General features: G+C 72.9%; 24 protein-coding genes. 12 read left to right on the forward strand and 12 right to left on the reverse strand.

The window, feature by feature from the left end:
* The first annotated feature begins 2 nt into the window (after positions 1 to 2).
* The 5 genes from GT755_RS00850 to GT755_RS00870 are packed head-to-tail and all read left to right on the forward strand — an operon-like array spanning position 3 to position 6141.
* Positions 3 to 1019, forward strand: coding sequence for an NAD-dependent epimerase/dehydratase family protein (locus GT755_RS00850; protein ID WP_161477760.1), 1017 nt, complete (start codon positions 3 to 5; stop codon positions 1017 to 1019).
* Positions 1019 to 1864, forward strand: a complete 846-nt coding sequence (locus tag GT755_RS00855; RefSeq protein WP_161477761.1) for an SMP-30/gluconolactonase/LRE family protein — start codon at positions 1019 to 1021, stop codon at positions 1862 to 1864. Before GT755_RS00850 ends, GT755_RS00855 begins: the two co-directional genes overlap by 1 nt.
* Position 1865: 1 nt before the next feature.
* Complete coding sequence (locus GT755_RS00860) at positions 1866 to 2792, forward strand: aldo/keto reductase (protein ID WP_161477762.1); 927 nt, start codon at positions 1866 to 1868, stop codon at positions 2790 to 2792.
* Positions 2789 to 5092, forward strand: coding sequence for a beta-glucosidase family protein (locus GT755_RS00865; protein ID WP_161477763.1), 2304 nt, complete (start codon positions 2789 to 2791; stop codon positions 5090 to 5092). The genes GT755_RS00860 and GT755_RS00865 overlap by 4 nt, the downstream gene beginning before the upstream one ends.
* Before the next feature lie 59 nt (positions 5093 to 5151).
* Entirely contained in the window at positions 5152 to 6141 is a 990-nt protein-coding gene (locus tag GT755_RS00870) for a Gfo/Idh/MocA family protein (protein WP_161477764.1), read from the forward strand.
* On the opposite strand, the gene GT755_RS00875 is transcribed toward GT755_RS00870, so the two are convergent.
* From GT755_RS00875 to GT755_RS00895, 5 genes are all read right to left on the reverse strand, one after another.
* Positions 6126 to 7181 (reverse strand): LacI family DNA-binding transcriptional regulator, encoded by a 1056-nt coding sequence (locus GT755_RS00875; protein WP_328794104.1) that lies wholly within the window; start codon positions 7179 to 7181, stop codon positions 6126 to 6128. The genes GT755_RS00870 and GT755_RS00875 overlap by 16 nt on opposite strands.
* 18 nt (positions 7182 to 7199) lie before the next feature.
* On the reverse strand, positions 7200 to 8918 hold the full coding sequence (locus tag GT755_RS00880; protein WP_161477766.1) for an IlvD/Edd family dehydratase: 1719 nt from the start codon (positions 8916 to 8918) through the stop codon (positions 7200 to 7202).
* A 14-nt stretch (positions 8919 to 8932) separates the two neighbouring features.
* Positions 8933 to 9679 carry an SDR family NAD(P)-dependent oxidoreductase gene (locus GT755_RS00885; protein WP_161477767.1) on the reverse strand — a complete coding sequence of 249 codons (747 nt, stop codon included), beginning with the start codon at positions 9677 to 9679 and terminating at the stop codon, positions 8933 to 8935.
* The gene (locus GT755_RS00890; protein WP_202609513.1) at positions 9676 to 10770 is read right to left on the reverse strand and encodes an alcohol dehydrogenase catalytic domain-containing protein; all 1095 of its coding nucleotides are present in this window, start codon (positions 10768 to 10770) and stop codon (positions 9676 to 9678) included. Before GT755_RS00890 ends, GT755_RS00885 begins: the two co-directional genes overlap by 4 nt.
* A gap of 188 nt (positions 10771 to 10958) precedes the next feature.
* Complete coding sequence (locus tag GT755_RS00895) at positions 10959 to 11894, reverse strand: NADP-dependent oxidoreductase (protein ID WP_161477768.1); 936 nt, start codon at positions 11892 to 11894, stop codon at positions 10959 to 10961.
* A gap of 50 nt (positions 11895 to 11944) precedes the next feature.
* On the opposite strand from GT755_RS00895, the gene GT755_RS00900 reads away from it, so the two are divergent.
* Together GT755_RS00900 and GT755_RS00905 are read left to right on the forward strand one after the other, a co-directional pair.
* Positions 11945 to 12565: a TetR/AcrR family transcriptional regulator gene (locus GT755_RS00900; RefSeq protein ID WP_161477769.1), complete on the forward strand. Its 621-nt coding sequence runs from the start codon at positions 11945 to 11947 to the stop codon at positions 12563 to 12565.
* Positions 12566 to 12651: 86 nt separating this feature from the next.
* The gene (locus GT755_RS00905) at positions 12652 to 12960 is read left to right on the forward strand and encodes a hypothetical protein (protein WP_202609515.1); all 309 of its coding nucleotides are present in this window, start codon (positions 12652 to 12654) and stop codon (positions 12958 to 12960) included.
* 5 nt (positions 12961 to 12965) lie between these two features.
* Here the strand turns inward: GT755_RS00905 and GT755_RS00910 are convergent, their stop codons facing one another.
* The 5 genes from GT755_RS00910 to GT755_RS00930 all read right to left on the reverse strand — a co-directional run bounded on the left by GT755_RS00910 (position 12966) and on the right by GT755_RS00930 (position 17606).
* On the reverse strand, positions 12966 to 13589 hold the full coding sequence (locus tag GT755_RS00910) for a response regulator (RefSeq protein WP_161477770.1): 624 nt from the start codon (positions 13587 to 13589) through the stop codon (positions 12966 to 12968).
* The gene (locus tag GT755_RS00915; RefSeq protein ID WP_235965754.1) at positions 13586 to 14704 is read right to left on the reverse strand and encodes a sensor histidine kinase; all 1119 of its coding nucleotides are present in this window, start codon (positions 14702 to 14704) and stop codon (positions 13586 to 13588) included. The genes GT755_RS00910 and GT755_RS00915 overlap by 4 nt, the downstream gene beginning before the upstream one ends.
* Before the next feature lie 2 nt (positions 14705 to 14706).
* Positions 14707 to 15444, reverse strand: coding sequence for an ABC transporter permease (locus GT755_RS00920; RefSeq protein WP_161477771.1), 738 nt, complete (start codon positions 15442 to 15444; stop codon positions 14707 to 14709).
* Complete coding sequence (locus GT755_RS00925) at positions 15441 to 16343, reverse strand: ABC transporter ATP-binding protein (RefSeq protein ID WP_161477772.1); 903 nt, start codon at positions 16341 to 16343, stop codon at positions 15441 to 15443. Before GT755_RS00925 ends, GT755_RS00920 begins: the two co-directional genes overlap by 4 nt.
* A gap of 330 nt (positions 16344 to 16673) precedes the next feature.
* Positions 16674 to 17606 carry a helix-turn-helix transcriptional regulator gene (locus GT755_RS00930; protein ID WP_161477773.1) on the reverse strand — a complete coding sequence of 311 codons (933 nt, stop codon included), beginning with the start codon at positions 17604 to 17606 and terminating at the stop codon, positions 16674 to 16676.
* A gap of 74 nt (positions 17607 to 17680) precedes the next feature.
* Between GT755_RS00930 and GT755_RS00935 the strand changes: the two genes are divergently transcribed.
* The 4 genes from GT755_RS00935 to GT755_RS00950 all read left to right on the forward strand — a co-directional run bounded on the left by GT755_RS00935 (position 17681) and on the right by GT755_RS00950 (position 22114).
* Positions 17681 to 18070, forward strand: coding sequence for a VOC family protein (locus GT755_RS00935; protein WP_161477774.1), 390 nt, complete (start codon positions 17681 to 17683; stop codon positions 18068 to 18070).
* On the forward strand, positions 18067 to 18621 hold the full coding sequence (locus tag GT755_RS00940; RefSeq protein ID WP_161477775.1) for a YdeI/OmpD-associated family protein: 555 nt from the start codon (positions 18067 to 18069) through the stop codon (positions 18619 to 18621). The genes GT755_RS00935 and GT755_RS00940 overlap by 4 nt, the downstream gene beginning before the upstream one ends.
* A 271-nt stretch (positions 18622 to 18892) precedes the next feature.
* The gene (locus GT755_RS00945) at positions 18893 to 21670 is read left to right on the forward strand and encodes a M14 family zinc carboxypeptidase (protein WP_161477776.1); all 2778 of its coding nucleotides are present in this window, start codon (positions 18893 to 18895) and stop codon (positions 21668 to 21670) included.
* Between the two features lie 105 nt (positions 21671 to 21775).
* Positions 21776 to 22114: a peptidase inhibitor family I36 protein gene (locus GT755_RS00950; RefSeq protein ID WP_161477777.1), complete on the forward strand. Its 339-nt coding sequence runs from the start codon at positions 21776 to 21778 to the stop codon at positions 22112 to 22114.
* A 3-nt stretch (positions 22115 to 22117) separates the two neighbouring features.
* Here the strand turns inward: GT755_RS00950 and GT755_RS00955 are convergent, their stop codons facing one another.
* Both GT755_RS00955 and GT755_RS00960 read right to left on the reverse strand, forming a co-directional pair.
* Positions 22118 to 22309: a hypothetical protein gene (locus GT755_RS00955; protein WP_161477778.1), complete on the reverse strand. Its 192-nt coding sequence runs from the start codon at positions 22307 to 22309 to the stop codon at positions 22118 to 22120.
* 23 nt (positions 22310 to 22332) lie between these two features.
* On the reverse strand, positions 22333 to 23028 hold the full coding sequence (locus GT755_RS00960; protein WP_161477779.1) for a type 1 glutamine amidotransferase domain-containing protein: 696 nt from the start codon (positions 23026 to 23028) through the stop codon (positions 22333 to 22335).
* A gap of 147 nt (positions 23029 to 23175) precedes the next feature.
* Between GT755_RS00960 and GT755_RS00965 the strand changes: the two genes are divergently transcribed.
* On the forward strand, positions 23176 to 24054 hold the full coding sequence (locus tag GT755_RS00965) for a LysR family transcriptional regulator (RefSeq protein ID WP_235965756.1): 879 nt from the start codon (positions 23176 to 23178) through the stop codon (positions 24052 to 24054).
* Positions 24055 to 24057 lie beyond the last annotated feature (3 nt).

Here is a 24057-nt window from a genome sequence, read left to right on the forward strand (position 1 = left end):
CAGTGAAGGTTCTCTACATCGGCGGCACCGGCACGATCAGCTCGTCGTGCGTGGCCGAGTCGGTCCGCCAGGGCCAGGACGTGTACGTCCTGAACCGCGGCCGGACCAGCAAGCGCCCCCTCCCCGAAGGGGTCACGCCCATCACGGGCGACGTGCAGGACCCCGAGTCGCTGAAGCGGGCGTTCGAGGAGACCGACTTCGACAGCGTCGTCAACTTCCTCAGCTTCGGCGCCGACGACGCCCAGGCCATGGCCGACCTGCTGGACGGCCGCGTCGGCCAGTACGTGCACATCAGCTCCGCCTCGATCTACCACAAGCCGGTGCGGCAGTGGCCGGTCACCGAGTCGACCACCCGGCGCAACCCCTACCTGGCCTACGCCCAGGACAAGATCGCCGCCGAGGTCGTGCTGGAGCGTGCCTACGAGGAGCGCGGCTTCCCGGTCACGATCGTCCGCCCGTCGCACACCTACGACGACGCCAACCCGCCGCTGCCCGGCGACTGGACCGCCTGGGACCGCATCGCGCGCGGCGACGAACTGGTCGTGCCCGGCGACGGCACCAGCCTGTGGACCCTCACCCACGCCCGCGACCTGGCCGTCGGCCTGGCCGGCCTGATCGGCAACTGGCAGGCGATCGGCGAGGACTTCCACATCACCTCCGACGAGTCGCTGACCTGGGACGAGATCTACGGCATCATCGCCAGGACCGAGAAGGTGCGGCCCCGGCTGGTCCACCTGCCCGCGGAGTTCCTGCCGAAGGTGGCGCCCGACTGGTTCTGGTCGACGCTGATCCTGGGCGACCTCGCCCACACGGCGGTCTTCGACAACAGCAAGATCAAGCGGTTCGTCCCGGCCTTCAACCCGACGACGACGTGGTCCGAGGGCGCCCGGCGGCTGCACGCCTGGCGGTCGGCCAACCCCGGGGAGACCCGCCCCGACGCGGCCACCGACGAGGTGCTCGGCCGGCTCGTCCGCGCCCACCACGCCGCCGTGGCGGCGATCACCCCGCTGGCTCCTTGATGGCGGACGTCTGGCTGGACGTCGGCGGCGTCCACCTGGAGGGCGTGACCTGGGACGACGTCGCGGGCCACCTGCGGTTCGTGGACATCCCCCGGGGCCGGGTCTTCGACGTGGGCGCTCCGGACGACGTCCACTGGGTCGACCTGCCGGCGCCGGTCACGGCCGTGCACATGACCACCGACCCCGGCACCCTGCTGATCGCCGACGGCGACGGCATGGCCCTGACCTCGGGCGGCGTCCTCACCGAACGGCTGGCCGCGCCGCTGGCCGGCCGGCCGGAGATCCGGATGAACGACGGCAACGTCGACCCGGCCGGGCGCTACCTGGCCGGGAGCATGGCCTACGCCTTCACGACCGGCGCGGCGGCCCTCTACCGGCTCGACGCCGACCGTTCGCTGCGCACCGTGCTGACCGGCGTGACGTGCAGCAACGGCATCGACTGGTCGCCCGACGGCACCCGCTGCTACTACGTCGACACCCCGACCCGGCGGATCGACGTCTTCGACGCCGACATGACCGGCCGCCGGACCTGGGCCGACACCTCCGACCAGCCCGGCATGCCCGACGGCCTGACCGTCGACGCCGAGGGCGGGGTGTGGGTGGCCTTCTGGGGCGGCGGCCGGGTGGTCCGATTCTGGGAGGGCGAGCCCGACGTGGTCGTCGAGCTGCCCGTCACCCAGGTCACCTCGTGCGCGTTCGGCGGGCCGGACCTCGACGTGCTCTACATCTCCACCTCCACCGAGGAGCTCTCCCCCGCCCAGCTCCGCGACCAGCCCGCCGCCGGTGCGATCTTCCGGGCCGTGCCCGGCCACCGCGGCCGACCCGCGAACAGGTTCGTGATCTGAGATGGACAGACGGCCCTTCGGCCGGACCGGCCTGCGCGTGACGCCGATCTGCGTCGGCACCAGCCCGCTGGCGAGCATGCCCGCCCTGTACGGCTACGCCGTCGACGACGCCCGCGCCGAGGCGACCGTGGAGGACGTGTTCGACGGCCCGGTCAACTTCCTCGACACCTCCAACAACTACGGCGCCGGCAGCGCCGAACGCCGCATCGGCGCGGTCATCCGCCGCCGCGGCCTGCCGGAGGGGTTCGTGCTGGCCACCAAGGCCGACGCCGACCCCGACACCGGGGACTTCTCCGGCGAGCGGGTGCGCCGCTCGGTCGAGGAGAGCCTGGAGCGCCTCGGCGTCGACCACGTGCCGGTCATGTACCTGCACGACCCCGAGTACCACATCACCTTCGAGGAGTCGATGGCCCCCGGCGGCGCCGTCGAGGCGCTGGTCGCGCTGCGCGAGGAGGGCGTGGTCGGCCACCTCGGCGTCGCGGGCGGCCCGGTGGACCTGATGCGGCGGTTCGTCGGCACCGACGTGTTCGACGCCGTGATCAACCACAACCGCTGGACGCTGGTCGACCGCTCCGCCGCCCCGCTCATGGACGACGCGGCCGCGAAGGGCGTCGCCTTCGTCAACGGCGCCCCCTACGGCGGCGGCATGCTCGTCAAGGGCCCCGACGTCCAGCCCCGCTACGCCTACCGGGAGACCGCCGAGTCGATCCGGGAGGCGGTCAGGGCCATGACCCGGGCGTGCGCCGCCCACGGCGTGCCCCTGGCGGCGGCGGCGCTCCAGTTCTCGCTGCGCGACCCCCGCGTGACCTCCACCATCGTCGGCGTCTCCGAACCCGGACGCGTCGCCGCGACGCTGGACCTCGCGGCCACCCCGATCCCCGCCGAGTTGTGGGACGAACTCGACCGCATCAACCGGAGATACACATGACCATCGTGACCACCCCCGCGCCCTGGAAAGACGCGGGACGGTCTCCCGAGGAGCGGGCCGAGGCGCTGATGGCGCGGATGAGCCTGCCGGAGAAGATCGCCCAGCTCTACGGGGTGTGGGTCGGCATCGACAACACCGACGGTGAGATGGCCCCCCACCAGCACGAGTTCACCGCGCTGCCGGTGCCGTGGGACGACCTGGTCAAGGACGGCATCGGCCAGCTCACCCGGCCGTTCGGCACCACGCCGGTCGACCCCGTCAAGGGCGCGGCCACCCTCGCCGCCGCGCAGCGTTCCCTCGTGACGGCCGGGCGGTGGGGCGTCCCGGCGCTCGTCCACGAGGAGATCCTGACCGGCGTGGCCGCCTGGCAGGCCGGCGTCTACCCCAACCCGCTGTGCTGGGGCGCGACCTTCGACCCCGACCTGGTCGAGGAGATGGGCGCCCAGATCGGCGCCACCATGCGCCGTCTCGGCGTCCACCAGGGGCTCGCCCCGGTCCTGGACGTCGCCCGCGACCTGCGCTGGGGCCGGGTCGAGGAGACCATCGGCGAGGACCCGCACCTGGTGGGCCTGATCGGGAGCGCCTACGTCAGGGGCGTGCAGTCGCAGGGCGTGGTCGCCACGCTGAAGCACTTCGTGGGCTACTCGGCGTCCAAGGGCGGCCGGAACCTCGCCCCGGTGTCGGCGGGCCGCCGCGAGATCGCCGACGTGCTGCTGCCGCCGTTCGAGATGGCCCTGCGCGCGGGCGCGGGGTCGGTGATGAACTCCTACTCCGACATCGACGGCACCCCCGTCGCGGCCGACGTGACTTTGCTGACCGACCTGCTGCGCGACGCCTACGGCTTCACCGGCACGGTCGTGGCCGACTACTTCTCGGTGGCGTTCCTGCAGACCCTGCACCACGTGGCCGAGTCGCCCACCGACGCGGCCCGGCTGGCGCTGACCGCCGGGATCGACGTCGAGCTGCCCACGGTGAACACCTTCGGGCCGGCGCTGGTCGAGGCGGTGGAGCGGGGCGAGGTCGACCTCGCGCTGATCGACCGCGCGCTGCGCCGGGTGCTGGTCCAGAAGGCCGAGCTCGGCCTGCTCGACGAGGACTGGGACCCCGAGCCGCCCATCCTGCACGAGGCCGACCCGGTGCTCGACGGGCCCGAGGTCCGGGAGCTGGCCGGCCGGCTGGCCCGCCGCTCGATCGTGCTGCTGCACAACCGGGACGCCGCGCTGCCGCTGGCCCCCGGCGTGAGGCTGGCCGTGGTGGGGCCGCGCGCCGACACCGCGCAGGCCATGATGGGCTGCTACTCCTTCCCGATGCACGTCGGCGTGCACCACCCGGAGACGGGCATGGGCGTCGAGATCCCCACGCTGCTCGACGCGCTCAGGGCCGAGTACGACGTGACGTACGCGCAGGGCGTGCCGGTGACCGGCGGCGACGACGAGGGCATCGCGGCGGCGGTCGCGGCCGCCGCCGGGGCCGACGTGGTCGTGGCCGTGCTGGGCGACCAGGCCGGGCTGTTCGGGCGCGGCACCTCCGGCGAGGGCTGCGACGCCCCCGGCCTGGCGCTGCCCGGCCGTCAGGAGGAGCTGCTGGAGGCGCTGCTGGCCACCGGCAAGCCGGTCGTGCTGGTGCTGCTGGTCGGCCGCCCCTACGAGCTGGGCCGGCAGATCGACCGGCTGGCCGCCGTGGTGTGCGGGTTCTTCCCCGGCGAGGAGGGCGCGGCGGCGCTGGCCGACGTCCTGTCGGGCCGGGTCGACCCGGCCGGGCGGCTGCCGGTGAGCTTCCCGCGTGACGGCGGCAACCAGCCGGCCACCTACCTCGGCGCGCCCCTCGCCCAGAAGAGCGAGGTCAGCAACGTCGATCCGACCGCGCTGTTCGCCTTCGGCCACGGCCTGTCCTACGCGCCCGTGACGTGGGGCGAGGTGACCGGCTCCGGAGCCTGGACCACCGACGGCACCTTCGACGTCACCGTGAGGCTGCGGAACGAGAGCGGGCGGGACTCCTCCGAGGTCGTCCAGGTCTACCTGCACGACCCGGTCGCCGAGGTGGCCCGGCCGGTGCAGACGCTCGTCGCGGCGCGGCGCGTGGACCTGGCCCCCGGCGAGAGCCGCGAGCTGACCCTCACCCTGCACGCCGACCAGACCTCCTACACCGGGGCGTCGTGGCGGCGGCAGGTCGACCCCGGCGACGTGGAGCTGCGGGTGGGCGCGTCCAGCGCCGACATCCGCGCCGTGCTCGCCGTGACGATGACCGGCCAGCGACGTTTTGTCGGTTTCGACCGAGTCATGGAAGCATCCGTCGTCTGACGGATCCGGGGGCGGTCCGTCGGCCGGGCCGCCCCCCTTTTTCTCTCCCTGGAGTTGTCATGACCTCTTCCCCTCCCCTGCGCTGGGCCGTCATCGGCACCGGAGGCATCGCCCGGCAGTTCGCCGACGACCTGCGCCTGTCGGAGTCCGCCGAGCTGGTCGCGGTCGGCTCCCGGACCGCGGCCCGCGCCGAGGCCTTCGCCGCCGAGGTGGGCGCGCCCCGCGCCCACGGCGACGTGGCCGCGATGCTGGCCGCCGACGACGTCGACGCCGTGTACGTCGCCACGCCCCACCCCGCCCACCACGCCGGCGCCCTGGCCGCGATCGAGGCCGGCAAGGCCGTCCTGGTGGAGAAGCCGTTCACCATCAACCGGCGGGAGGCCGAGGAACTGGTCGCGGCGGCCCGCGCGCGCGGCGTGTTCCTGATGGAGGCCATGTGGACGCGGTTCCTGCCGCACATGGTCCGCATCCGCGAACTGCTCGCCGAGGGGCGGCTCGGCGACGTCCGTCTCGTGGTGGCCGAGCACGGGGTGTGGTTCCGGCACGACCCCGTCCACCGCATGTTCGACCTGGCCCTGGGCGGCGGCGCGCTGCTCGACCTGGGCGTCTACCCGGTCTCGTTCCTGTCGATGGTCTTCGGCGCGCCCGCGACGGTGACCGCCTCGACGCAGTTCGGCGGCACCGGCGTCGACGGCCAGACCTCCGTCATCACGACGTACGAGGGCGGCCGGCAGGGGGTCGCGACCAGCAGCATGGAGGCGTTCCTGCCCAACCGGGCCTCCATCGCCGGCACCGAGGCGCACATCGACATCGACCCCTGGTGGTACCGCCCCACGTCGTTCACCCTGACCACCCGCGGCGGCGCGGCCGAGCGCTTCACCTTCGACGTGCCCGGAAACGGGCTGCGCTTCCAGGCCGAGGAGGTCGCCCGCTGCGTGCACGCGGGCCTCCTGGAGAGCCCGATCCTCACCCTTGAGGAGTCGTGCCGGATCATGGGCACCATGGACGAGGTCCGCGCCCAGGCCGGGCTGCGTTACCCCGGCGAATAGGGGGCGGTGCTGGCCCGCACCACCAGCTTGGTCGACAACTCGACCCGGCCCTCGGTCATCTCCGCGCCGTCCTGGTGGCCGAGCAGCGACCGGACCGCCAGCGCCGCCATCTTCGCGATCGGCTGCCGGACCGTCGTCAGCGGCGGGGCCATCCACTGCGCCATCGGCACGTCGTCGAACCCGACGACGCTCACGTCGGCGGGCACCCGCAGGCCGCGCTCCTGGATCGCGGCGTAGACGCCGAGGGCCTGCTCGTCGTTGCCCGCGAAGATCGCCGTCGGCGGTCCGGGCCGGTCGAGCAGGGCCTGGGTCAGCGAGAACCCGCTGTGGTAGTGGAAGTCGCCGTGCTGGACCAGGTCGTCGTCGAGCGTCAGCCCGGCCCGCTCGAGCGCCGCGCGGCACCCGGCCAGCCGCGCCTGGCTGCACAACAACCGCATCGGCCCGGTGATCATGCCGATGCGGCGGTGGCCCAGCTCGACCAGGTGTTTCGCGGCGGCCATGCCGCCGCCCCAGTTGCCCGCGCCGATGGACGGGATCGTGCCGTCGGCGTCGCCCACCGGGTCGACCAGCACCGCGGGCAGCCCCAGCTTCGCGATGCGGGTCAGGTCGGCCGGGGTCAGCTCCGACAGGGCCAGGATGATGCCGCCCGGCGCCCGGTCGGCGATGTCCTCCAGCCACTGCTGCCCGTGCCCCGGCGCGCCGTCGAACACCGACACCACGACGCCGACCCGGGCCGGCCGCGCCTCCTGCTCGGCCCCGCGGATCACCTCGGCCGCCCACGGCGAGTTCACGTCGCTCACCACCAGCTCCAGCAGCCCGCCCCGCCGGGCGGCGGGCCGGGGCAGCGGAAGGTGCAGCGGCCGTTTCGTGCGCTTGGTGGGCACGTATCCGCGCCGGGCCAGCAGCGTCTCGATCTGCGACCGGGTGGCGGGCGCCACGTCCGAACGCCCGTTGAGCACCTTCGAGACCGTCGCCCTCGACACCCCCGCCTCGGCGGCGATGTCGGCGACGGTGACGCGAGAATCTAACGAGTCGGACACCAACCGATCGTACCGAGGTCAGTGGGAGTCGCGCGGCACGTCGCTGCCACGACCACCCCGCAGGAAACCGAAGTCGGCCCCGTCGTCGGCCCCGAGCACGTGCTCCCGGTAGAGCCACCGGTAGCCGCCGACGTCCTCATGGAGCCGCGGCGTCCAGTCGGCCCGCCGCTTCTCCAGCTCCTCGTCCGGCACGAGCAGGGTCAGGCTCCGGTTCGGCACGTCCAGCGCCACGCGGTCGCCCGTGCGGACCAGCGCCAGCGGGCCGCCCACCGCCGCCTCCGGCGAGACGTGCAGGACGACGGTGCCGAAGCCGGTGCCGCTCATCCGGCCGTCGCTGATCCGCACCATGTCGGTCACCCCGGCGCGCAGCAGCTTGGCGGGCAGCGGCACGTTGGCCACCTCGGGCATGCCCGGGTAGCCCTTCGGCCCGGCCCCCCGGATGATCAGGACGTCGTCGGGGGTCACGTCGAGGTCGTCGTCGTCGCAGACCGCGTGGTAGTCCTCCGGCGAGTCGAACACCAGCGCCCGGCCGGTGTGGCGCATCAGCGCGGGCGAGGCCGCCGACTGCTTGATGACCGCCCCGTTCGGGGCCAGGTTGCCGCGCAGGATCGCGGTGCCGGTGCCGGCGGGCTGCAGCGGCTCGGTCATCGGGCGGATGACCTCGGTGTTCCAGTTGACCGCCGTCTGGACGTTCTCCCGGAGCGTGCGCCCGGTCACCGTGAGGGCGCCGGGGTTCACCAGACCGGCCTGGTCGAGCTGGTTCAGCACGACCGGCAGGCCGCCCGCGTAGCAGAAGTCCTCCATGAGGAACCGCCCCGACGGCATCAGGTCGACGATCGTCGGCACGTCGCGGGCCAGCGCGTCGAAGTCGTCGAGCGGCAGGTCGACGCCGAGCCGCCCGGCCAGCGCCGTCAGGTGGACGATCGCGTTGGTCGAACCGCCGATCGCCGCGTTGGCCCGGATCGCGTTCTCGAACGCCGCGCGGGTCATGATCTGGCTCGGCTTCAGGTCCTCCTCGACCATGGCCACGATCCGCTTGCCCGCCTCCTGCGCGACCTCGTAGCGGCGCGAGTCGACGGCCGGCCAGGTGGCCGACCCGGGAAGCTGCATGCCGAGCGCCTCGGCCAGGCACGCCATCGTCGAGGCGGTGCCCATCGTCATGCAGTGGCCGTTCGACCGCGCCATGCAGCCCTCGGCGACGTAGCCGTCCTCGACCGACATGCGGCCGGCCTTGATCTCGGCCTCGAACTTCCACACGTGGGTGCCCGACCCGACGTCCTGCCCCCGGAACTTCCCGTTCAGCATCGGCCCGCCCGTCACCATGACGGCCGGCAGGTCGACGCTGGCCGCGCCCATGAGCAGCCCCGGCGTCGTCTTGTCACACCCCGACAACAACACGACGCCGTCGAGCGGGTTGGCCCGGATCAGCTCCTCGGCCTGCATGGCCAGCATGTTGCGGTAGAGCATCGCGGTCGGCCGCAGCAGCGTCTCGCCGGTGGACATCACCGGGAACACGAGCGGGAACCCGCCCGCCATCCAGACCCCGCGCTTGACCGCGTCGGCGACCCGGTCGAGGTGGGCGTTGCAGGGGGCCAGCTCCGACCACGTGCTGGCGATGCCGATGACGGGCCGCCCGTCGAAGACCTCCGGCCCGAACCCCTGGTTGCGCATCCAGGAGCGGTAGAGCATGCCGGAGCGCCCCTCGGCCCCGAACCAGTGCTGACTGCGTCGCGTCACGTTCTCGTTCCCGCTCAAATCATCCACCCTGCGTCGACGATCCAGTTCTGTCCGGTGCACATGGCGCTGTCGTCGGCGGCCAGCCAGAGCACCAGGCGCGCCACGTCCGACGGCGCGAGGTTGTCGGGCAGGCACTGCACCTCCGCGAGTTTCTCGCGAACCTCCGGGGTGACCCAATGGGTGAGCTGGCGCTCGGTGAAGACCCAGCCGGGGATGACGCAGTTGACGCGGATGTGGTCGGGGCCGAGTTCGCGGGCCATCATCCGGGTCAGGCCCTCGATGGCCGACTTGGACGAGACGTAGGCGGGCAGGCCGAGCAGGCCGACGTGGGGGCTGACGGAGCCGAGGTTGATGATGGAGCCGCCGCCGAGCGCGCGCATGCCGGCCATCACGGCCTGGGCGGCGAAGAACTGGTGGCGGAGGTTGACCGCGATGCCCTGGTCCCATTCGGCGGGTTCGAGGGTCTCGATGCCGGTGCGGGTGTCGTTGGCGGCGTTGTTGACAAGGATCGAGACGGGGCCGAGGGCCTGCTCGACCATGACGATCGCGCCGCGGAGGGCGTCGATGTCGGTGACGTCGGCGTGGATGTAGAGGGCCTGGTCGGTGAGCTTCTGGGCGCCCTCGTCGTCGACGTCGACGAAGGCGACCTTGGCGCCCTGGGCGGCGAGCTGGGCGACGAACTCGGCGCCGAGGCCGGTGGAGCCTCCGGTGACGAGGGCGACCCGGCCGCGCAGGCTGGGGTAGACGGCGTACTCGCTCATGGCACGATCACTCCACGGCCGACGGCGCCGCCGGTGAGATCGGCGAACGCCTCGTTGATCTGGTCGAGCCGGTAGCGCCGGCCGACCAGGAGGTCGAGGGGCAGGCGTCCGGCGAGGTAGAGGTCGAAGATCTTCGGCAGGTCGACGAGGGGGTTGGCGGAGCCGTAGAGGCTGCCGACGATCCGCCTCTCGCGCTGGACCAGCAGGTTGACCGGCACGTTGAAGGTCTGGCCGACCTTGCCGAGGCCGACGGCGACGAGGGTGCCGCCGGGGCGGAGCGCCTCGAAGGCGGTCTCCAGGGTGTCGGGGCGGCCGACGGCCTCGATGGCCCATTCGGCGCCGCCGGGGCGGATGGCGGTCAGGGCGGCGGCGACGTGGACGGCCGAGGCGTCGACGACGTGGGTGGCGCCCAGGCGTTCGGCGGTCTCCAGGCGTTCGGCGACGACGTCCACGACGACGATGGGGTTGGCGCCCGCGAGCACGGCGCCGAGGACGGCCGACAGGCCGACGCCGCCGGCGCCGAAGACGACGATGCCGTCGCCGGCGCACTCGCCGATGGCGTTGAGCACCGCGCCGACGCCGGTGATGACGGCGCATCCGGCGATGGCGGCGACCTCCGGGGGGACCCCGTCGGGGACCGGGACGACGGCACGTTCGGACACCACGCAGTATTCGGCGAAGCAGGAGACGCCGAGCAGGTGGTGGACCTTCTCGCCGTCGGCGCTGAGCCGGGTGGTGCCGTCGAGCAGGCCGCCCGAGCCGACCATGACGCCGGCGGCCTCGCACAGGGCGGGGCGGCCCACCAGGCAGTTGCGGCACTGGCCGCACCGGGGCCGCCACATGAGGCAGACCCGGTCGCCGGGCCGGAACCGGGTCACCCCGGGGCCGACGGCCTCGATCACGCCGGTGCCCTCGTGCCCGGGGACGACCGGCAGCGGGCATCTGAGGTCGCCCGCGAGGTAGTGCTGGTCGCTGTGGCAGACCCCGGCCGCCTCGACCCTGACCAGCACCTCTTCCGGCCCGGGCGGCGCGAGGTCGAGGTCGCGCACGACGAGGGGCGCCCCGACCCGTTCCAGCAGCGCAGCTCTCATCTGACCCCGTCCCTCCGTCTGCCGTACTCGATCGCAGCAAACGTAGATGTAACGAACGTAGGGGTCAATAGTTTCGAAACTTTCACCTTCGCCCAGCCGCCGGTCAGCCCGGCCAACCAGGTCTCAGCTGCGGCGATCCGCCACTCAGGGGTTTCGGTAGCCCGCCGCCACATGACCGAAACTTTCCGTCAGGGCACCAGCACGACCTTCCCCCGGGCGTGCCGGGTCTCGACGAGTTCGTGCGCGGCGGCGACCTCGTCCATCGGGAACGCCGCCGCGACCGGCACCCGCAGCCGCCCCTCCCCGGCGAGGGCGACCGCGTCCGCGAGCCCGTGCCAGGCCAGGGGGTCGCCCGCGCCCACCTCGGCGGCGGGCGCGCCGTGGGACAGGTGCACCCCGTGGGCCCGCGCGGTGAAGTCGGCGATCGTCACCACCCGCGCGGGGTCGCCGGCCAGGGCGACGAGGTCGGGCAGCGCGCCTCCCGCGCAGTCGAGGACGGCGTCGACCCCGGCCGGGGCCAGCGCCCGGACCCTGCCGACCAGTCCCGGCCCGTACGTCGCGGGCACCACCCCCAGCGAGCGCAGGAAGTCGTGGTTGTGCTCGCTCGCGGTGCCGATGACCGTGGCCCCGCGCGCGACGGCGAACTGGACGGCGACCGCGCCGGTCCCCCCGGCCGCGCCCTGGACCAGCACGGTCTGCCCCGGGACGACGGCGAGCCGGTCGAGCACGCGGGTGGCGGTCTCGGCCGCGCCCGCCGCGCCGCCCGCCTCCTCCCAGCTCCACTCGACCGGTTTTGGGGCCCACGCGGTCAGCACCGCGAAATCGGCGTTGGCCCCGCGCCGGGCGGGGTCGGCCGCGCCAAACACCTCGTCGCCGGGGTGCACGCCGGTGACCCCGGCGCCGACCTCGTCGACCACACCGGCGGCGTCGAAGCCGGTCCGGAACGGGAGCACGACGGGCACCACCTCGCGCAGCCGGCCGGAGCGGATCGCGACCTCGCCGGGCGCGACCCCGGACGCCCGCACGGCGACGCGGATCTCCCCCGGCCCGGCGTGCGGTTCCGGGGCCTCGGTGACGTGGACGACGGCGGGCGGGCCGTATGCGGTGAACTGGACGGATCTCATGTCCGGGGACCGTAACGGAACACCCCGTCCGGTTGACTAAAGTGAGAGCGGTGACGGCGGAAGTGGGACCGAGGCGACGTTCCGACGCCCGCGACAACCGCGAGCGCATCCTCGCGGTGGCCCGCCTGGCGTTCGCCACCGAGGGCCTCGACGTGCCGCTCCGGGAGATCGCCCGCCGGGCCGAGGTCGGCGCGGCGACCCTCTACCGCCACTTCGCCACCAAGGACGCGTTGTTGTCCGAGGCGTTCGCCGAGCAGATGGAGACGTGCTCGGCGATCGTCGCCGAGGGGCTGGCGACGCCCGATCCGTGGCAGGGCTTCCGCCTGGTCGTCGAGCGGCTCATGGAGCTGCACGCCCTCGACCGCGGCTTCGCCCGCGTGTTCACCTCGCGGCTGCCCGAGGCCGTCTTCGCCGCCGACCGCGACCGCACGCTGCGGATGCTGCTCGAACTCGTCGGCCGGGCGAAGAAGGCGGGCCCGCTGCGCCGCGACTTCGTCATCGAGGACCTCAGCCTGGCGCTGATGGCCAACGAGGGCATCCGCGCCGAGTCGCCCGCGACGCGGGTCGCCGCCTCCCGCCGCTTCGCGGCCCTGATGCTCCAGTCGTTCATGGCCGACCCGGTCGCCGCGCCGCTGCCCCCGCCGGTCAGGCTGCCGCTGACGCGGGCTTAGGTCCCGATTTCGCATGTCGAGCCCGAGCGGAGGCCATTGGGCCTGCGCCTGGCGTTCGCGGCCGGCTGGCCTTCGCCCGGGCGCTCGTGCGCGAGCCCGACCTGCTCCTGCTCGACGAGCCCTTCGGCGCGCTCGACGCCCTGACCCGGCTGAAGATGCAGGCGCTGTTCGGCCGGCTGCGCGCCAGGCACGGCTTCGCGGCCCTGCTGGTGACGCATGACGTGGAGGAGGCGCTGCTCCTGTCGGACCGTCTCCTGGTGCTGGACCGGGGACGCATCGCCGAGGAGATCCAGGTCGATCTGGGCCGTCCCCGCGCGGTCGACGTACCGGGCTTCGGCGAACTGCGCCGCCGCCTGCCGGCCCTGCTCCACGTCCCGGCCGATCCGGAGGAGTAGCCGGGTCACTTCGGCACGAACAGGCCGCGGTTGAACGCCTCGGCGACGGCGGCGGCGCGGTCGTTGACGCCGAGCTTGGCGTAGACGTTCAGCAGGTGGCTCTTGACCGTGGCCTCGGTGATGAACAGCAGGGCCGCCGCCTCGCGGTTGGTGTTCCCGGCCGCGATCAGTTCGAGGACCTCCAGCTCGCGAGGGCTGAGCGGCGGCGGTGGCGTCCGCACCCGGCTCAGCAGCCGGGCCGCCACCGACGGCGACAACACGCTCTCGCCCCGGGCGGCGGCCCGCGCGCCGCGCAGCAGTTCCTCGCGGGGCGCGTCCTTCAGCAGGTAGCCGGTCGCGCCCGCCTCGATCGCGGGCAGGACGTGCGCGTCGGTGTCGTAGGTGGTCAGGACCAGGATCTTCGACGGCACACCCAGCCGCGCCAGCTCGGTGATCGCGCCCAGCCCGTCGAGCACCGGCATGCGCAGGTCGAGCAGGACGACGTCGGGCCGCAGTCCGGCCGCGAGCCGCACCGCCTCGGCGCCGTCGCCCGCCTCGCCCACCACCTCGAACCCGGGGGCCGCCGCGAACATGGCGCACAGCCCGTCCCTGACGACGGGGTGGTCGTCGGCGACCAGCAACCGGATCACGCGGACCTCCAGGGGACGCAGGCGGAGACGCCGGTGCCGCCGCCGGGCTCCGACTCGACGCGCAGGCTCCCGGAGAGCCCTTCGACCCGCTGCCGCATGATCGCCAATCCGAACCCCTCACGTCGGCGGGAAAGATCGAAACCCCGGCCATCGTCCCGTACGTCCAGCGCCACCTCCTCCTGCAGGTAGGAGAGCGTCACCCCGACTCGGGTGGCCCCGGCGTGCTTGGCCACGTTGGCCAGCGCCTCCTGGGCCGTGCGCAGCAGCGCGAGCTCGACGGCGGGGGCGAGCGGGCGGGCCGTCCCGGTGGTGGTGAACCGGACGGGGACGCCGTGCCGCGCCGACCACTTCCCCGAGACGGCCTCCAGCGCCTCGCCCAGCCGGGCGGTCTCCAGGTCGCCGGGCCGCAGCGCGTCGACCGACCGGCGGGCCTCGGCCAGGCTCTCCCGGGCCAGCCCCAGCACCGCGTCGAACGGCCGCCGCCAGGCGGCCGGCACCTCGTGCCGCTGCTCGGCGGCCTGGAGCTGGGTGATGATGCCGATCAGCCCCTGGGCGAGGGTGTCGTGGATCTCCCGGGCCATGCGCTGCCGCTCGTCGAGCACGCCGGCCTCCCGGGCCTGGACGAGGAGCTGGGCGTGCAGCCCGGCGTTCTCCTCCAGCGCGGCCTCCAGCCGTTCCAGGGCGGCCAGCCGCCGCTCCCGTTCGACGTCGGCGGTGTGCAGCACCCAGGCGGTGGTCACCATCATCACGACGTTGACGGTGATGATGACCCCCTGCAGGACGACCATCCCGGGCGCGGCCGACGCCTGCGCCACCCCGGCCACCACCGCCGTGAGGGTCACCCCGGCCAGCCGCCACGGCCAGGTCAGCACCGTGAAGGCGTAGACGTAGGGGACCGGGGTGAACAGCCCGTACAGCGGATTCTGGAGCACCATCACGGCGGTGATCACCAGCAGCCCGGCGAAGAACGTCGGCGTCGCGCGCCACCGGAACAGGACGATCATCCACGCCGCCGCCGGGAGCAGTTCGGTCACCGGGAAGCCCGCGGCCACGACCAGGACGGCGAGCCCGGCGAGCAGCGTGTACGGCACGACGGTGACGATGAGGACCGGCAACCCTACTCCCAGCGGAACCAGCGGACCGCGACGGCCGCGCACCCGACCGCGTAGGCCACCAGGATCACCAGCGGCGGCCACGAGGGAAAGCCGCCCAGGTAGGCGTCCTGGAAGGCGCCCATGCCCGCGCCGAGCGGCGTGTACGCGCTGATGTCCCGCAGCAGCGGCGGCATCTGCGCGATCGGCACCCACAGGCCGGCGAAGAACATCATCGGGAAGAACAGCAGCGTGCCGATCGCCGTGGCCGCCGACCGCGACGGCACCAGCGCGGTGACCAGCAGCCCGATCGAGAGCAGGGCGGCGGTGGCCAGCAACCAGGCGACCGCGAAGCCGAGCGGGTGGCGCGGCGGGTCGACCCCGAACCCGAGCCCGGCGACCAGAAGGAAGATCACCATCGCGATCAGCGCGATCACGAAGTTGGCGGCGAGCTGGGCGGCCAGGACCCGGACCGGCCCGACGGGGGTGGTCCGCATCCTCCGCAGCACGCCGTTCTCCCGGTAGCCCGCCAGGGTGGTGGGCAGCGCGGTCATCGCCAGGATGGCGACGTTGAACAGGATCAGGACCGGGACGTAGACGTCGAAGACGGTCAGGTCGGCGGTGAGCGGCTCCCGCAGCGCCGGGATGCTGCCCAGGATGACGAGCACCACCAGCGGACAGGCCACGCCCCAGACGGGGGCGACCTTGTCCCGGACGGTGAGCCTCCCCTCCACGGCGATCAGCCGCCAGGTCGCGTTGTTCACGGGAGGTCCTTCCTGGTCAGCTGGACGAAGGCCGCTTCGAGGCCGCCCTGTTCGACGCGCAGCCGCTCGGCCGTGATCTGGTTCCTGGCCAGCACGGCCATGACGGCGCCGACGACGGTGTCGTCGCCGGTGACGACGATCAGCTCGCCCCGGCGGGTGACGCCGGTGACGCCCGGCAGGTCCGCGAGCAGGGCGACGTCGAGCTCGCGCGAGGGGCGGAACTGGAGGCGCTGCTCGATCTGGGCCCGGTCGGCCAGCCCGGCGGGCGTGTCGACGACGACGACCCGGCCCGCGTCGATCAGGGCCACCCGGTCGCAGAGGCGTTCGGCCTCCTCCATGAAGTGGGTGACGAGCACGATCGTCACCCCGCGCGCCCTGACCCCCTCGATCAGCGCCCACGTGTCGCGCCGCGCCTGGGGGTCGAGGCCGGTGGTCAGCTCGTCCAGGACGGCGATGTCGGGATCGCCGATCAGGGCCAGCGCGATCGAGAGCCGCTGCTTCTGGCCGCCGGAGAGGGCGGCGTACCGGGACTTGGCGGGCAGGCCGAGGTCGTGGAGCAGGGCGCGCCAGTCGGCGGGGCGGGGGTAGAAGGAGGCGTACAACTCCAGGGCCTCGCCGACGCGCAGATTGTCGGGCAGCAGCCCGGCCTGCAGCTGCACGCCGACCCTGCGGGTCAGTTCGGCGCGGTCGCGCAGCGGGTCGAGGCCGAGGACGGACACGGCGCCCCCGTCGGGGGTGCGCAGGCCTTCGACGCACTCGACCGTGGTGGTCTTCCCGGCCCCGTTGGGGCCGAGGATGCCGAAGATCTCGCCTTGCTCGACGGTGAAGGAGACGTCGTCGACGGCGACCTTGTCGCCGTAGCGTTTGTGGAGGTGGTGCACCTCGATCACGGTGGACATGGCCCAAGAGTGCTCCGGCGGGCACGCCGCGCGGCACCGCCCGGCAGGCGGGAATCCGGCTCAGCCGATCGGTGGATTCCGCAGAGACTCCGGCCGTGCGACGCTTGACCGTCATGGACGACCAGCCGGCCCGCGTCGCGTTCGACCTCGACGGATACACCCGCCGGACGACTGAGGGGCCGTGCTTCGTCTGCTCCTTCGTCGCCGGCAGCTGCGCCTGCTTGCGGGTCCCGTGTCGAGCTCGACGCCGTCGCGCCACGGGCGGAGCGGGCCGAGGATGCGCAACCGCAGGGGCCCCTATGGCAGCACGGATTCGGGTGCCGAGTGTACTCAGGCTCGGGCATATCGCTCGGCCAGCCGGTGGAGGTGCTCCCTCAGTTCCGGCGGGTCGAGCACGGTGAAGTCGACGCCCAGGCTCCCGAGGAACGCCGCCAGGTCGCCCAGCGAGTCGCCGCCCGTCTCCAGCACGCCGTCGTCGGTGAGCACCCCGGCCGCCGGGGGGAGCAGTTCGGCCAGCCGCTCCATCGGGGCGTGCAGCCGGACCCGGGCCGGGTGGCGGTAGGAGGCCGAGCCGACCCCGCGCATGACGTGGGTCGCGGCGTCCGCCGGAGGTTCCCTCGGGACGAAGCGCGGCCCGTTCGGCACGCGGGGCCGCACCCGGTCGACGCGGAAGGTGCGCCAGTCGGCGCGGGCGACGTCCCAGGCGAGCAGGTACCAGCGGCGGCCGGTGTGGACGAGCCGGTGCGGTTCGACCTCGCGCACGCCGGGGGTGCCGTCGCGGAGCCGGTAGTCGAAGCGCAGGCGTTCGCGGTCGCGGACGGCGGCGGCGATGTGGGTGAGGACGTCGGCGTCGACGGTGGGGCCGCGCCGGGTGACCGACACCGTGGCCATGCCGACGGCGTCGATGCGGTGCCGCAACCGCGAGGGGAGCATCCGCTGCAGTTTCGTCAGCGCGCGCAGCGAGGTCTCCTCGATGCCGGTGACGGTGCCCCCGGCGGCGGCGTGCAGGCTGACCGCCACCGCCACCGCCTCCTCGTCGTCGAGCAGCAGCGGCGGCAGGGCCGCGCCCGCGCCGAGCCGGTAGCCGCCCGCGACGCCGGGGGTGGCGCGGATCTCGTAGCCGAGGATGCGCAGGCGCTCGACGTCGTTGCGGACGGTCCGGCCGGTCACGCCGAGCCGGTCGGCCAGCTCGGGGCCGCCCCAGCCGGGGCGTGACTGGAGGAGGGACAGCAGGCGGAGCAGCCTGACGGAGGTTTCCAGCATGGTCCCAGTCAATCGCGGAACCGCACGTTCCGCGATCGTCCCTAGTGTGCGAAGGGAGACGAAGGGAGCAACCCATGTTGCGCGGACCGGCCACCATCACGTTCTGGGCCGACGACCTGAAGGCCGCCACGGAGTGGTACACGGAGGTGCTCGGGATCGAGCCTTACTTCGCGGTGCCGGGGTACGTGGAGTTCCGGATCGGCGACCACCTGGCGGAGCTGGGCCTCGCCGACTCCCGGTACGCCCCCGGAGGCGCCCCGGCCCGGCCGGGCGGCGCGGTGGTCCACTGGCACGTCGACGACGTGGCGGAGTCGCTCGACCGGCTGCTGAAGCTGGGCGCGACGCCGCACCTCCCGCTGACCGAGCGCGGCGAGGGGTTCGTGACGGCGGCGGTCGCCGACCCGTTCGGCAACGTGCTGGGCGTCATGTACAACCCCCACTACCTGGAGATGCTGGGCCGATGATGCACTTTCCGGACGCGGCGGCGTGGGAGGCCTGGTTGTCGGCCAACCACGCCGGTGAGGGCGTGTGGTTGCGCATCGCCAAGAAGGGCGCGCCGCTGACGTCGGTCACGATCGGCCAGGCGCTCGACGTGGCGCTCTGCTTCGGCTGGATCGACAGTCAGCGCAGACGCCACGACGAGCACAGCTACCTGCAGCGCTTCTCCCGGCGGCGGCCGGGCGGCGCGTGGTCGCGGGTGAACGTCCGCCGGGCCGAGGCCCTCATCGAGGCCGGGCGCATGCGGCCGCCGGGGCTGGCGGAGGTGGAGGCGGCCCGCGCCGACGGCCGCTGGGACGCCGCCTACGCGGCGCAGAGCGAGTTCACGGTGCCCGCCGACCTGGAGGCGGCGCTCGACCCGGCCACCCGCGCGGCCTTCGAGGGCCTCGACCGGACCGCGCGCTACCTGCTGATCCTGCCGCTGCTCAAGGCGCGCGGCCCGCAGGCGCGGGCGGCGCGGCTGGAGAAGGCGCTCGGTGAACTCCGGACCCGTATGGCCGGCCAGGCGGAGCCGTAACGGAAGGAAGCAGTTCCCGGGTTGCGAAGCCGACGCTCACTCGTTATCGGGCGTTATAAAGGGACATTCGAAACCGGCGTGGCCTATGTGACCTGGTAATATGTCAGATACCACAGGTTCTGACAGTGTTTTGTTGAGTTTTCCTATCCCTTGTCCCTTTTTTACCGTTCCATTACCGTCCGCAGTGGCTTTCCACTCCCTCGGACGGGCTCCCTCTCCCGAGCGCCCCCGTCCCCTCCGCCCTGGAGGCGACATGCGGTTCCGCGCGTCAATGCGCAGAAAAACCCCCTACGTCGCGGCACTGGGCGCCGCGGCCCTGGTGGCGGCCGGCCTCACCCTGACGCCGACCGCCTCGGCGCAGTCGGCGGCGGCCGACTGCTCCAGCGACCCCACCGCCCACATCGCGTCGGTCCCGAGCCCTCAGCAGTTCTTCGGGTTCCCGCTCGGCACGGGCCAGACCCGGATCCTGACCACTCAGGAGCTCATCGACTACACCCACGCCGTGGGCGCCGCCTCCGACCGCGTGCGCCTGGGCGTCATGACGAACAGCGTGCTGGGCACCGAGATGCCCTACGCGATCGTCTCGAACGCGGCCAACGTCACCGACGCGCGGCTGAAGAAGATCGCGGACGACATCGTGTCGCTGCGGGACCCGCGCACCCTGACCGACGCCAAGGCCGCCAAGATCGCGCAGGACGCCCCCGCGATCGTCTACGTCGCCGGCAACGTGCACGGCGGCGAGAAGAGCGGCGCCGACGCCTCGCTGCAGACCCTCTACGAGCTCGCCTCGGGCCTGTCGTGCGACGTCAAGACGCGCAACGACAACCTGATCACGATCATCGTGCCGACCCAGAACCCGGACGGCCGCGACGCCAGCCGCCGGCAGAACGAGTACGGCTTCGACCTCAACCGTGACTGGTTCGCGCGCACCCAGAAGGAGACCGACGCCAAGCTGGAGCTGCTGCGGAGGTATCCGCCGCAGGTCTTCATCGACGCCCACGAGATGGGCGGGCGGCAGTACTTCTTCCCGCCGAACGCCGACCCGATCCACCACGAGATCGCCGACCAGCCGGTCGACTGGATCAACCGCATCGGCGAGGCCAACAAGGCCGGCTTCGGCTTCAACGGCGCCTGCGGCGGCTCGGTGACCGTCGAGTGCTACTTCAACTACGCCACGTACGACATGTTCTACATGGGCTACGGCGACACCGTCCCGGCCACCGGGTTCGGCGCCGCGGGCATGACGTTCGAGAAGGGCTCCTCCTCGGCCGTCCCCGACCGGGTGCAGCAGCAGTTCAACACCCAGTGGGCCACCACGGGCTGGGCCGCCGCCAACAAGCACGAGATCCTCGGCAGCTACTGGAACATCTGGAAGACCGCGCTGGCCGAAGGCGAGCAGGGCGTCCTGGAGCCGAACGAGGTCGTGCAGCCGACCAACACCGTCCAGTTCCCGGTCCCGGACGTCAAGATCCGCTCGTACTTCCTGCTGAACGACCGTCAGCTCGGCGACGTGCGCAAGCTGGTCGAGCGCCTGCGTCAGATGGACGTCGAGGTCTACCGCCTCACCAAGCCGCTCACGGTGCCCAACGCCAAGATCTTCGGCGGCCGGTCCGAGACGGACAAGGTGATCCCGGAGGGCTCGTACTACATCCCGATGGCCCAGCCGCAGAAGCACTGGATCCAGGCGACGCTCGGCGAGGACCCGTACGTGCCGTTCCCGTACTTCTACGACGTCTCCTCCTGGAGCAACCCGCTCCTGGCGGGCGTCGACACGGTCTACAGCGGTGACGTCGTGTCGCCGCAGGCCCAGCTGGTCCGCAAGATGGAGGGCGGCGTCGCCCAGGGCGCGTCGAAGAAGGGCTCCTTCTCCTACCCGCTCGACTCCGCCGCCGCCTCGGAGCTGACCTTCAAGCTCCTCGGCCAGGGCGTGGCGCTGAAGCGCGACCTGTCGACCGGTGTCGTCAGCTTCTCGCCCGGCGAGGTCGACCGCGCCGAGCTCGACGAGCTCGCCACCTCCCTCGGCGTGACCGTCGCCGGCAGCGGTGAGGCTCCCTCGGGCACCCTCCTGAAGACCCCCGACGTCGGCCTCTACAACGGCACGGGCGTCTCCACCACCTCCGGCTCCTACGGCGAGGCCCGCTTCGTCCTGGGCGCCAAGTGGGGCCTGACCCTCAAGCCGGTCACCACCGCCGACATCAACAACAACACCGCCGCCTTCACCGAGCGCGGCGTCCTGCTGATGCCCGACGGCAGCAACGCCACCGGCGGCCTGACCGCCCAGGGCCAGGCCAACCTCAAGGCGTGGGTCTCGAACGGCGGCACCTACATCGGCCTGCGCAACCAGGGCACCCGCGTCGCCCGCGCGGCCGGTCTGACCAGCACCACCGAGAAGACCAAGCCGACCGGCTACCAGGTCATCGGCTCGCACTTCCGCGTCGACACCGCGACGTCGGACCCGGTCGCCCTGGGCCGCCCGGCCGAGGACTTCCAGTTCAACAACGGCGACCCGATCCTCAACCCGTCGACCACCGGCGCCAACGTGCTGACCTACCCGAGCGACGGCACCTGGTGGGCCAACGGCACCACCAACGGCGCCGACGCCCTCAAGGGCTCGGTCGCACTGACCAACGAGCCGACCGGGGCCGGGCACGCGGTGCTGTTCGCCTACAACCCGCTGTTCCGGGCGTACAACGAGAACGGCATCCACCTGGTCGCCAACGCCCTGCTGATGCCGAAGGGCGCCGCCGCCCCCGCCGCGCAGAAGAGGGCGCTCGCCCGGACCGCCGCCCCCGCCGTCTCGGAGGAGACCCCGCTGATCGGCGGCGAGTGGCGTCCGTTCCAGATCCAGGTGGCCGACGCCGACCTCGCCCGCACCCAGGCCGTGGTCGCGAAGTACACCGACACCGCGACGGTCGCCAGCGCGGCCGGGTCGTCCTACCTGACGATCCCGAACCCGGAGGGGCTCGACATCCACGAGCACCCCTTCCTGCGTGACCTGGTCAACGAGCTGAACGTGGCGGGCATCCCGCTCCGCTCGGTCGTCGGCTGACCCATGGGAGACGGCCCGGCCGGGTGCCACCCCGGCCGGGCCTTTCCCTTTTCCTGTACGTCGCCTACGGGAGTCACATGATCACGCGGGGTTATCGTCGACACCATGATTCGTTTCGCCACCCTCGCCGGACTGATCGCCTTCGCCTCCCTGACCGCGGCCGCTCCCGCCGCCCACGCGAAGCCCGGTGACATCTGCATGTTCAGCGGCCGCGACTACAAGGGCTCGTCGTGGTGCTGGAACCCGGACAACGGCTACGTGGACATGCCCCCGGCCCTGCACGACAACGTGGGCTCCTTCCGGGCGACCTCCAACGGGTGCTTCATCAACTGGATCGAGGTGCCGTCGAAGAAGGAGACCCGGACCGTGCGCGGCGGCGACTTCCGCAGGGTCTACGACGACGACTTCGGCGCGAAGATCGACGCCGTCGCCCCCAAGTGCTGACGCTCAGGCCAGCAGCCGGTCGGTCAGCTCACACAGCCGCGCCCGATACTCCGGCCGGTACGCCTCCTCAGCCGCCCTGGCCTCCTTCTCACCCTCGAAGTAACGGCCGCTGACCCCGGCCAGGCCGGGCCCGTCCACCAGGCGGCGGGGGTCGCCGAAGTCGATCGGCTGCCGGCCGAGCGACGCCTGGAGCACGGTCGCGCCGGGCCTTCGCCTGGTCAGCTCAGCGCCTTCAGGAACTCGGCGGCGAGCGGGGCGGAGGAGGCGGGGTTCTGCCCGGTGTGGAGGTTGCGGTCGACCACCACGTGCGGCGCGTACGGCTCGCCCGGGACGAACTTCGCGCCCAGGGCGACCAGCCGGTCCTCCAGCAGCCACTTGGCCCGGGGGGCGAGCCCCGTCAGGGCCTCCTCCGCCTTGGTGAAGCCGGTGAGCCGGTAGCCGGCGAACGGCGAGCCGCCGTCGGGGGACTCGGTGGCCAGGACGGCGGCCAGGCCGTGGCAGACCAGGCCCACCGGCCTGCCCGAGGTGAGGACCGTGCCGAGCACGCGGGCCGAGTCCCGATCGGTCGCCAGGTCCTCCATCGGGCCGTGCCCGCCGGCGTAGAAGACCGCGTCGTACTCCTCCGGGTCCACGCTGCTCAGATCGGCCGGGTTCCGGAGCGCGGTCACGCCGGCGAGGGCGGCGGCCATCGCCCGTGCGCCCTCCGGCCCGCCGTTGAGATCCGGGGTGAGGCTCACCTGGTCGACCGTCGGCACGACGCCGCCGGGGGTGGCCAGGACCACCTCATGGCCGGCCTCGGTGAACGCCCGGTAGGGGGCCACCAGCTCCTCGGCCCAGAAACCCGTCGGGTGTTCGGCCCCGTCGGCCAGCGTCCAGTGGCGGGCGCCGGTCAGCACGAACAGAATCTTCGCCATCACTTTGGCCTTTCCGCGACCCCTCACGGGGCCGCCTGTCAGCGGAAACGTCCCGATCGTAGGATGCACATCCATAAGGGAACCAATAGCATGGCCTTTGTGAGCCATAGGCAGACCGATGTCTCAGACGGTGCGCCCCTCGATTTGATGCAGTTGCGGACGTTCCTGGCCGTCTACCGCGCCGGTTCGTTCACGGCGGCGGGCGCGCTGCTCGGCCTCTCCCAGCCGACGGTGACGAGTCAGATCCGGGCCCTGGAGGCGCGGCTCGACCACCAGTTGTTCGAGCGCCTGCCCCGGGGCGTGGCCGCCACGTCCGTCGCCGACGAACTGGCCGCCCGGATCGCCGCCCCGCTCGACGAACTGGCCACCGTCGCCGAACGGGGCCGCACCCACGACGAGCCCTCCGAGCCGGTGCACCTCGGCGGCCCGGCCGAGATCCTGAGCGTGCGGGCGCTGCCCGTGCTCGCCCCGCTGGTCGAGGAGGGGCTGCGGTTGCGGGTCACCACCGGCCTGGCCGACGACCTGCTCGACGGGCTGCGCGCCGGGCGCTTCGACCTGGTGTTGTCCGCGATCCGGCCACGCGGGCGCTCCGTCGTCGCCGTCCCTTTGATGGACGAGGAGTTCGTGCTCGTCGCCGCCCCCGCCTGGGCCGCCCAGCTCACCGGCCTGACCTGCGACGACCCCCGGCCTCTCAACGACGTCCCGCTCGTCGCCTACGCCGAGGACCTGCCCATCCTGCGCCGCTACTGGCGGCACGTCTTCCGCACCCGCCTGGCCGGGCCGCCCGCCGTGGTCGTCCCCGACCTGCGGGGCGTGCTCGCCGCCGTGACGGCGGGCGCGGGCGTCAGCGTGCTCCCCCGTTACCTCTGCGAACACGAACGGGGCAGCGGCGCGCTCGTGCCGCTGCTCGACCCCGACGACCCGCCGATCAACACCGGTTTCCTCGCCCACCGCGCCGGCGCCCCCGCGCGCCGCCACGTCACCCTCGTCCGTGACCGGCTCCTCCACGCGGCCCGGGACTGGTGACCC

Source organism: Herbidospora solisilvae (assembly GCF_009901565.1).
In the GTDB taxonomy this organism is placed as follows: Bacteria; Actinomycetota; Actinomycetes; order Streptosporangiales; family Streptosporangiaceae; genus Herbidospora; species Herbidospora solisilvae.

Bases quoted from the DNA above. Each gene is read 5' to 3' on its own strand.
- GT755_RS00940 (WP_161477775.1), top strand. From the start codon at position 18,067: ATGATGCACTTTCCGGACGCGGCGGCGTGGGAGGCCTGGTTGTCGGCC.
- GT755_RS00965 (WP_235965756.1), top strand. From the start codon at position 23,176: ATGCAGTTGCGGACGTTCCTGGCCGTCTACCGCGCCGGTTCGTTCACG.
- GT755_RS00930 (WP_161477773.1), bottom strand. From the start codon at position 17,606: ATGCTGGAAACCTCCGTCAGGCTGCTCCGCCTGCTGTCCCTCCTCCAG.
- GT755_RS00950 (WP_161477777.1), top strand. From the start codon at position 21,776: ATGATTCGTTTCGCCACCCTCGCCGGACTGATCGCCTTCGCCTCCCTG.
- GT755_RS00895 (WP_161477768.1), bottom strand. From the start codon at position 11,894: ATGAGATCCGTCCAGTTCACCGCATACGGCCCGCCCGCCGTCGTCCAC.
- GT755_RS00935 (WP_161477774.1), top strand. From the start codon at position 17,681: ATGTTGCGCGGACCGGCCACCATCACGTTCTGGGCCGACGACCTGAAG.
- GT755_RS00925 (WP_161477772.1), bottom strand. From the start codon at position 16,343: ATGTCCACCGTGATCGAGGTGCACCACCTCCACAAACGCTACGGCGAC.
- GT755_RS00890 (WP_202609513.1), bottom strand. From the start codon at position 10,770: ATGAGAGCTGCGCTGCTGGAACGGGTCGGGGCGCCCCTCGTCGTGCGC.
- GT755_RS00860 (WP_161477762.1), top strand. From the start codon at position 1,866: ATGGACAGACGGCCCTTCGGCCGGACCGGCCTGCGCGTGACGCCGATC.
- GT755_RS00945 (WP_161477776.1), top strand. From the start codon at position 18,893: ATGCGCAGAAAAACCCCCTACGTCGCGGCACTGGGCGCCGCGGCCCTG.
- GT755_RS00885 (WP_161477767.1), bottom strand. From the start codon at position 9,679: ATGAGCGAGTACGCCGTCTACCCCAGCCTGCGCGGCCGGGTCGCCCTC.
- GT755_RS00865 (WP_161477763.1), top strand. From the start codon at position 2,789: ATGACCATCGTGACCACCCCCGCGCCCTGGAAAGACGCGGGACGGTCT.
- GT755_RS00870 (WP_161477764.1), top strand. From the start codon at position 5,152: ATGACCTCTTCCCCTCCCCTGCGCTGGGCCGTCATCGGCACCGGAGGC.
- GT755_RS00855 (WP_161477761.1), top strand. From the start codon at position 1,019: ATGGCGGACGTCTGGCTGGACGTCGGCGGCGTCCACCTGGAGGGCGTG.
- GT755_RS00960 (WP_161477779.1), bottom strand. From the start codon at position 23,028: ATGGCGAAGATTCTGTTCGTGCTGACCGGCGCCCGCCACTGGACGCTG.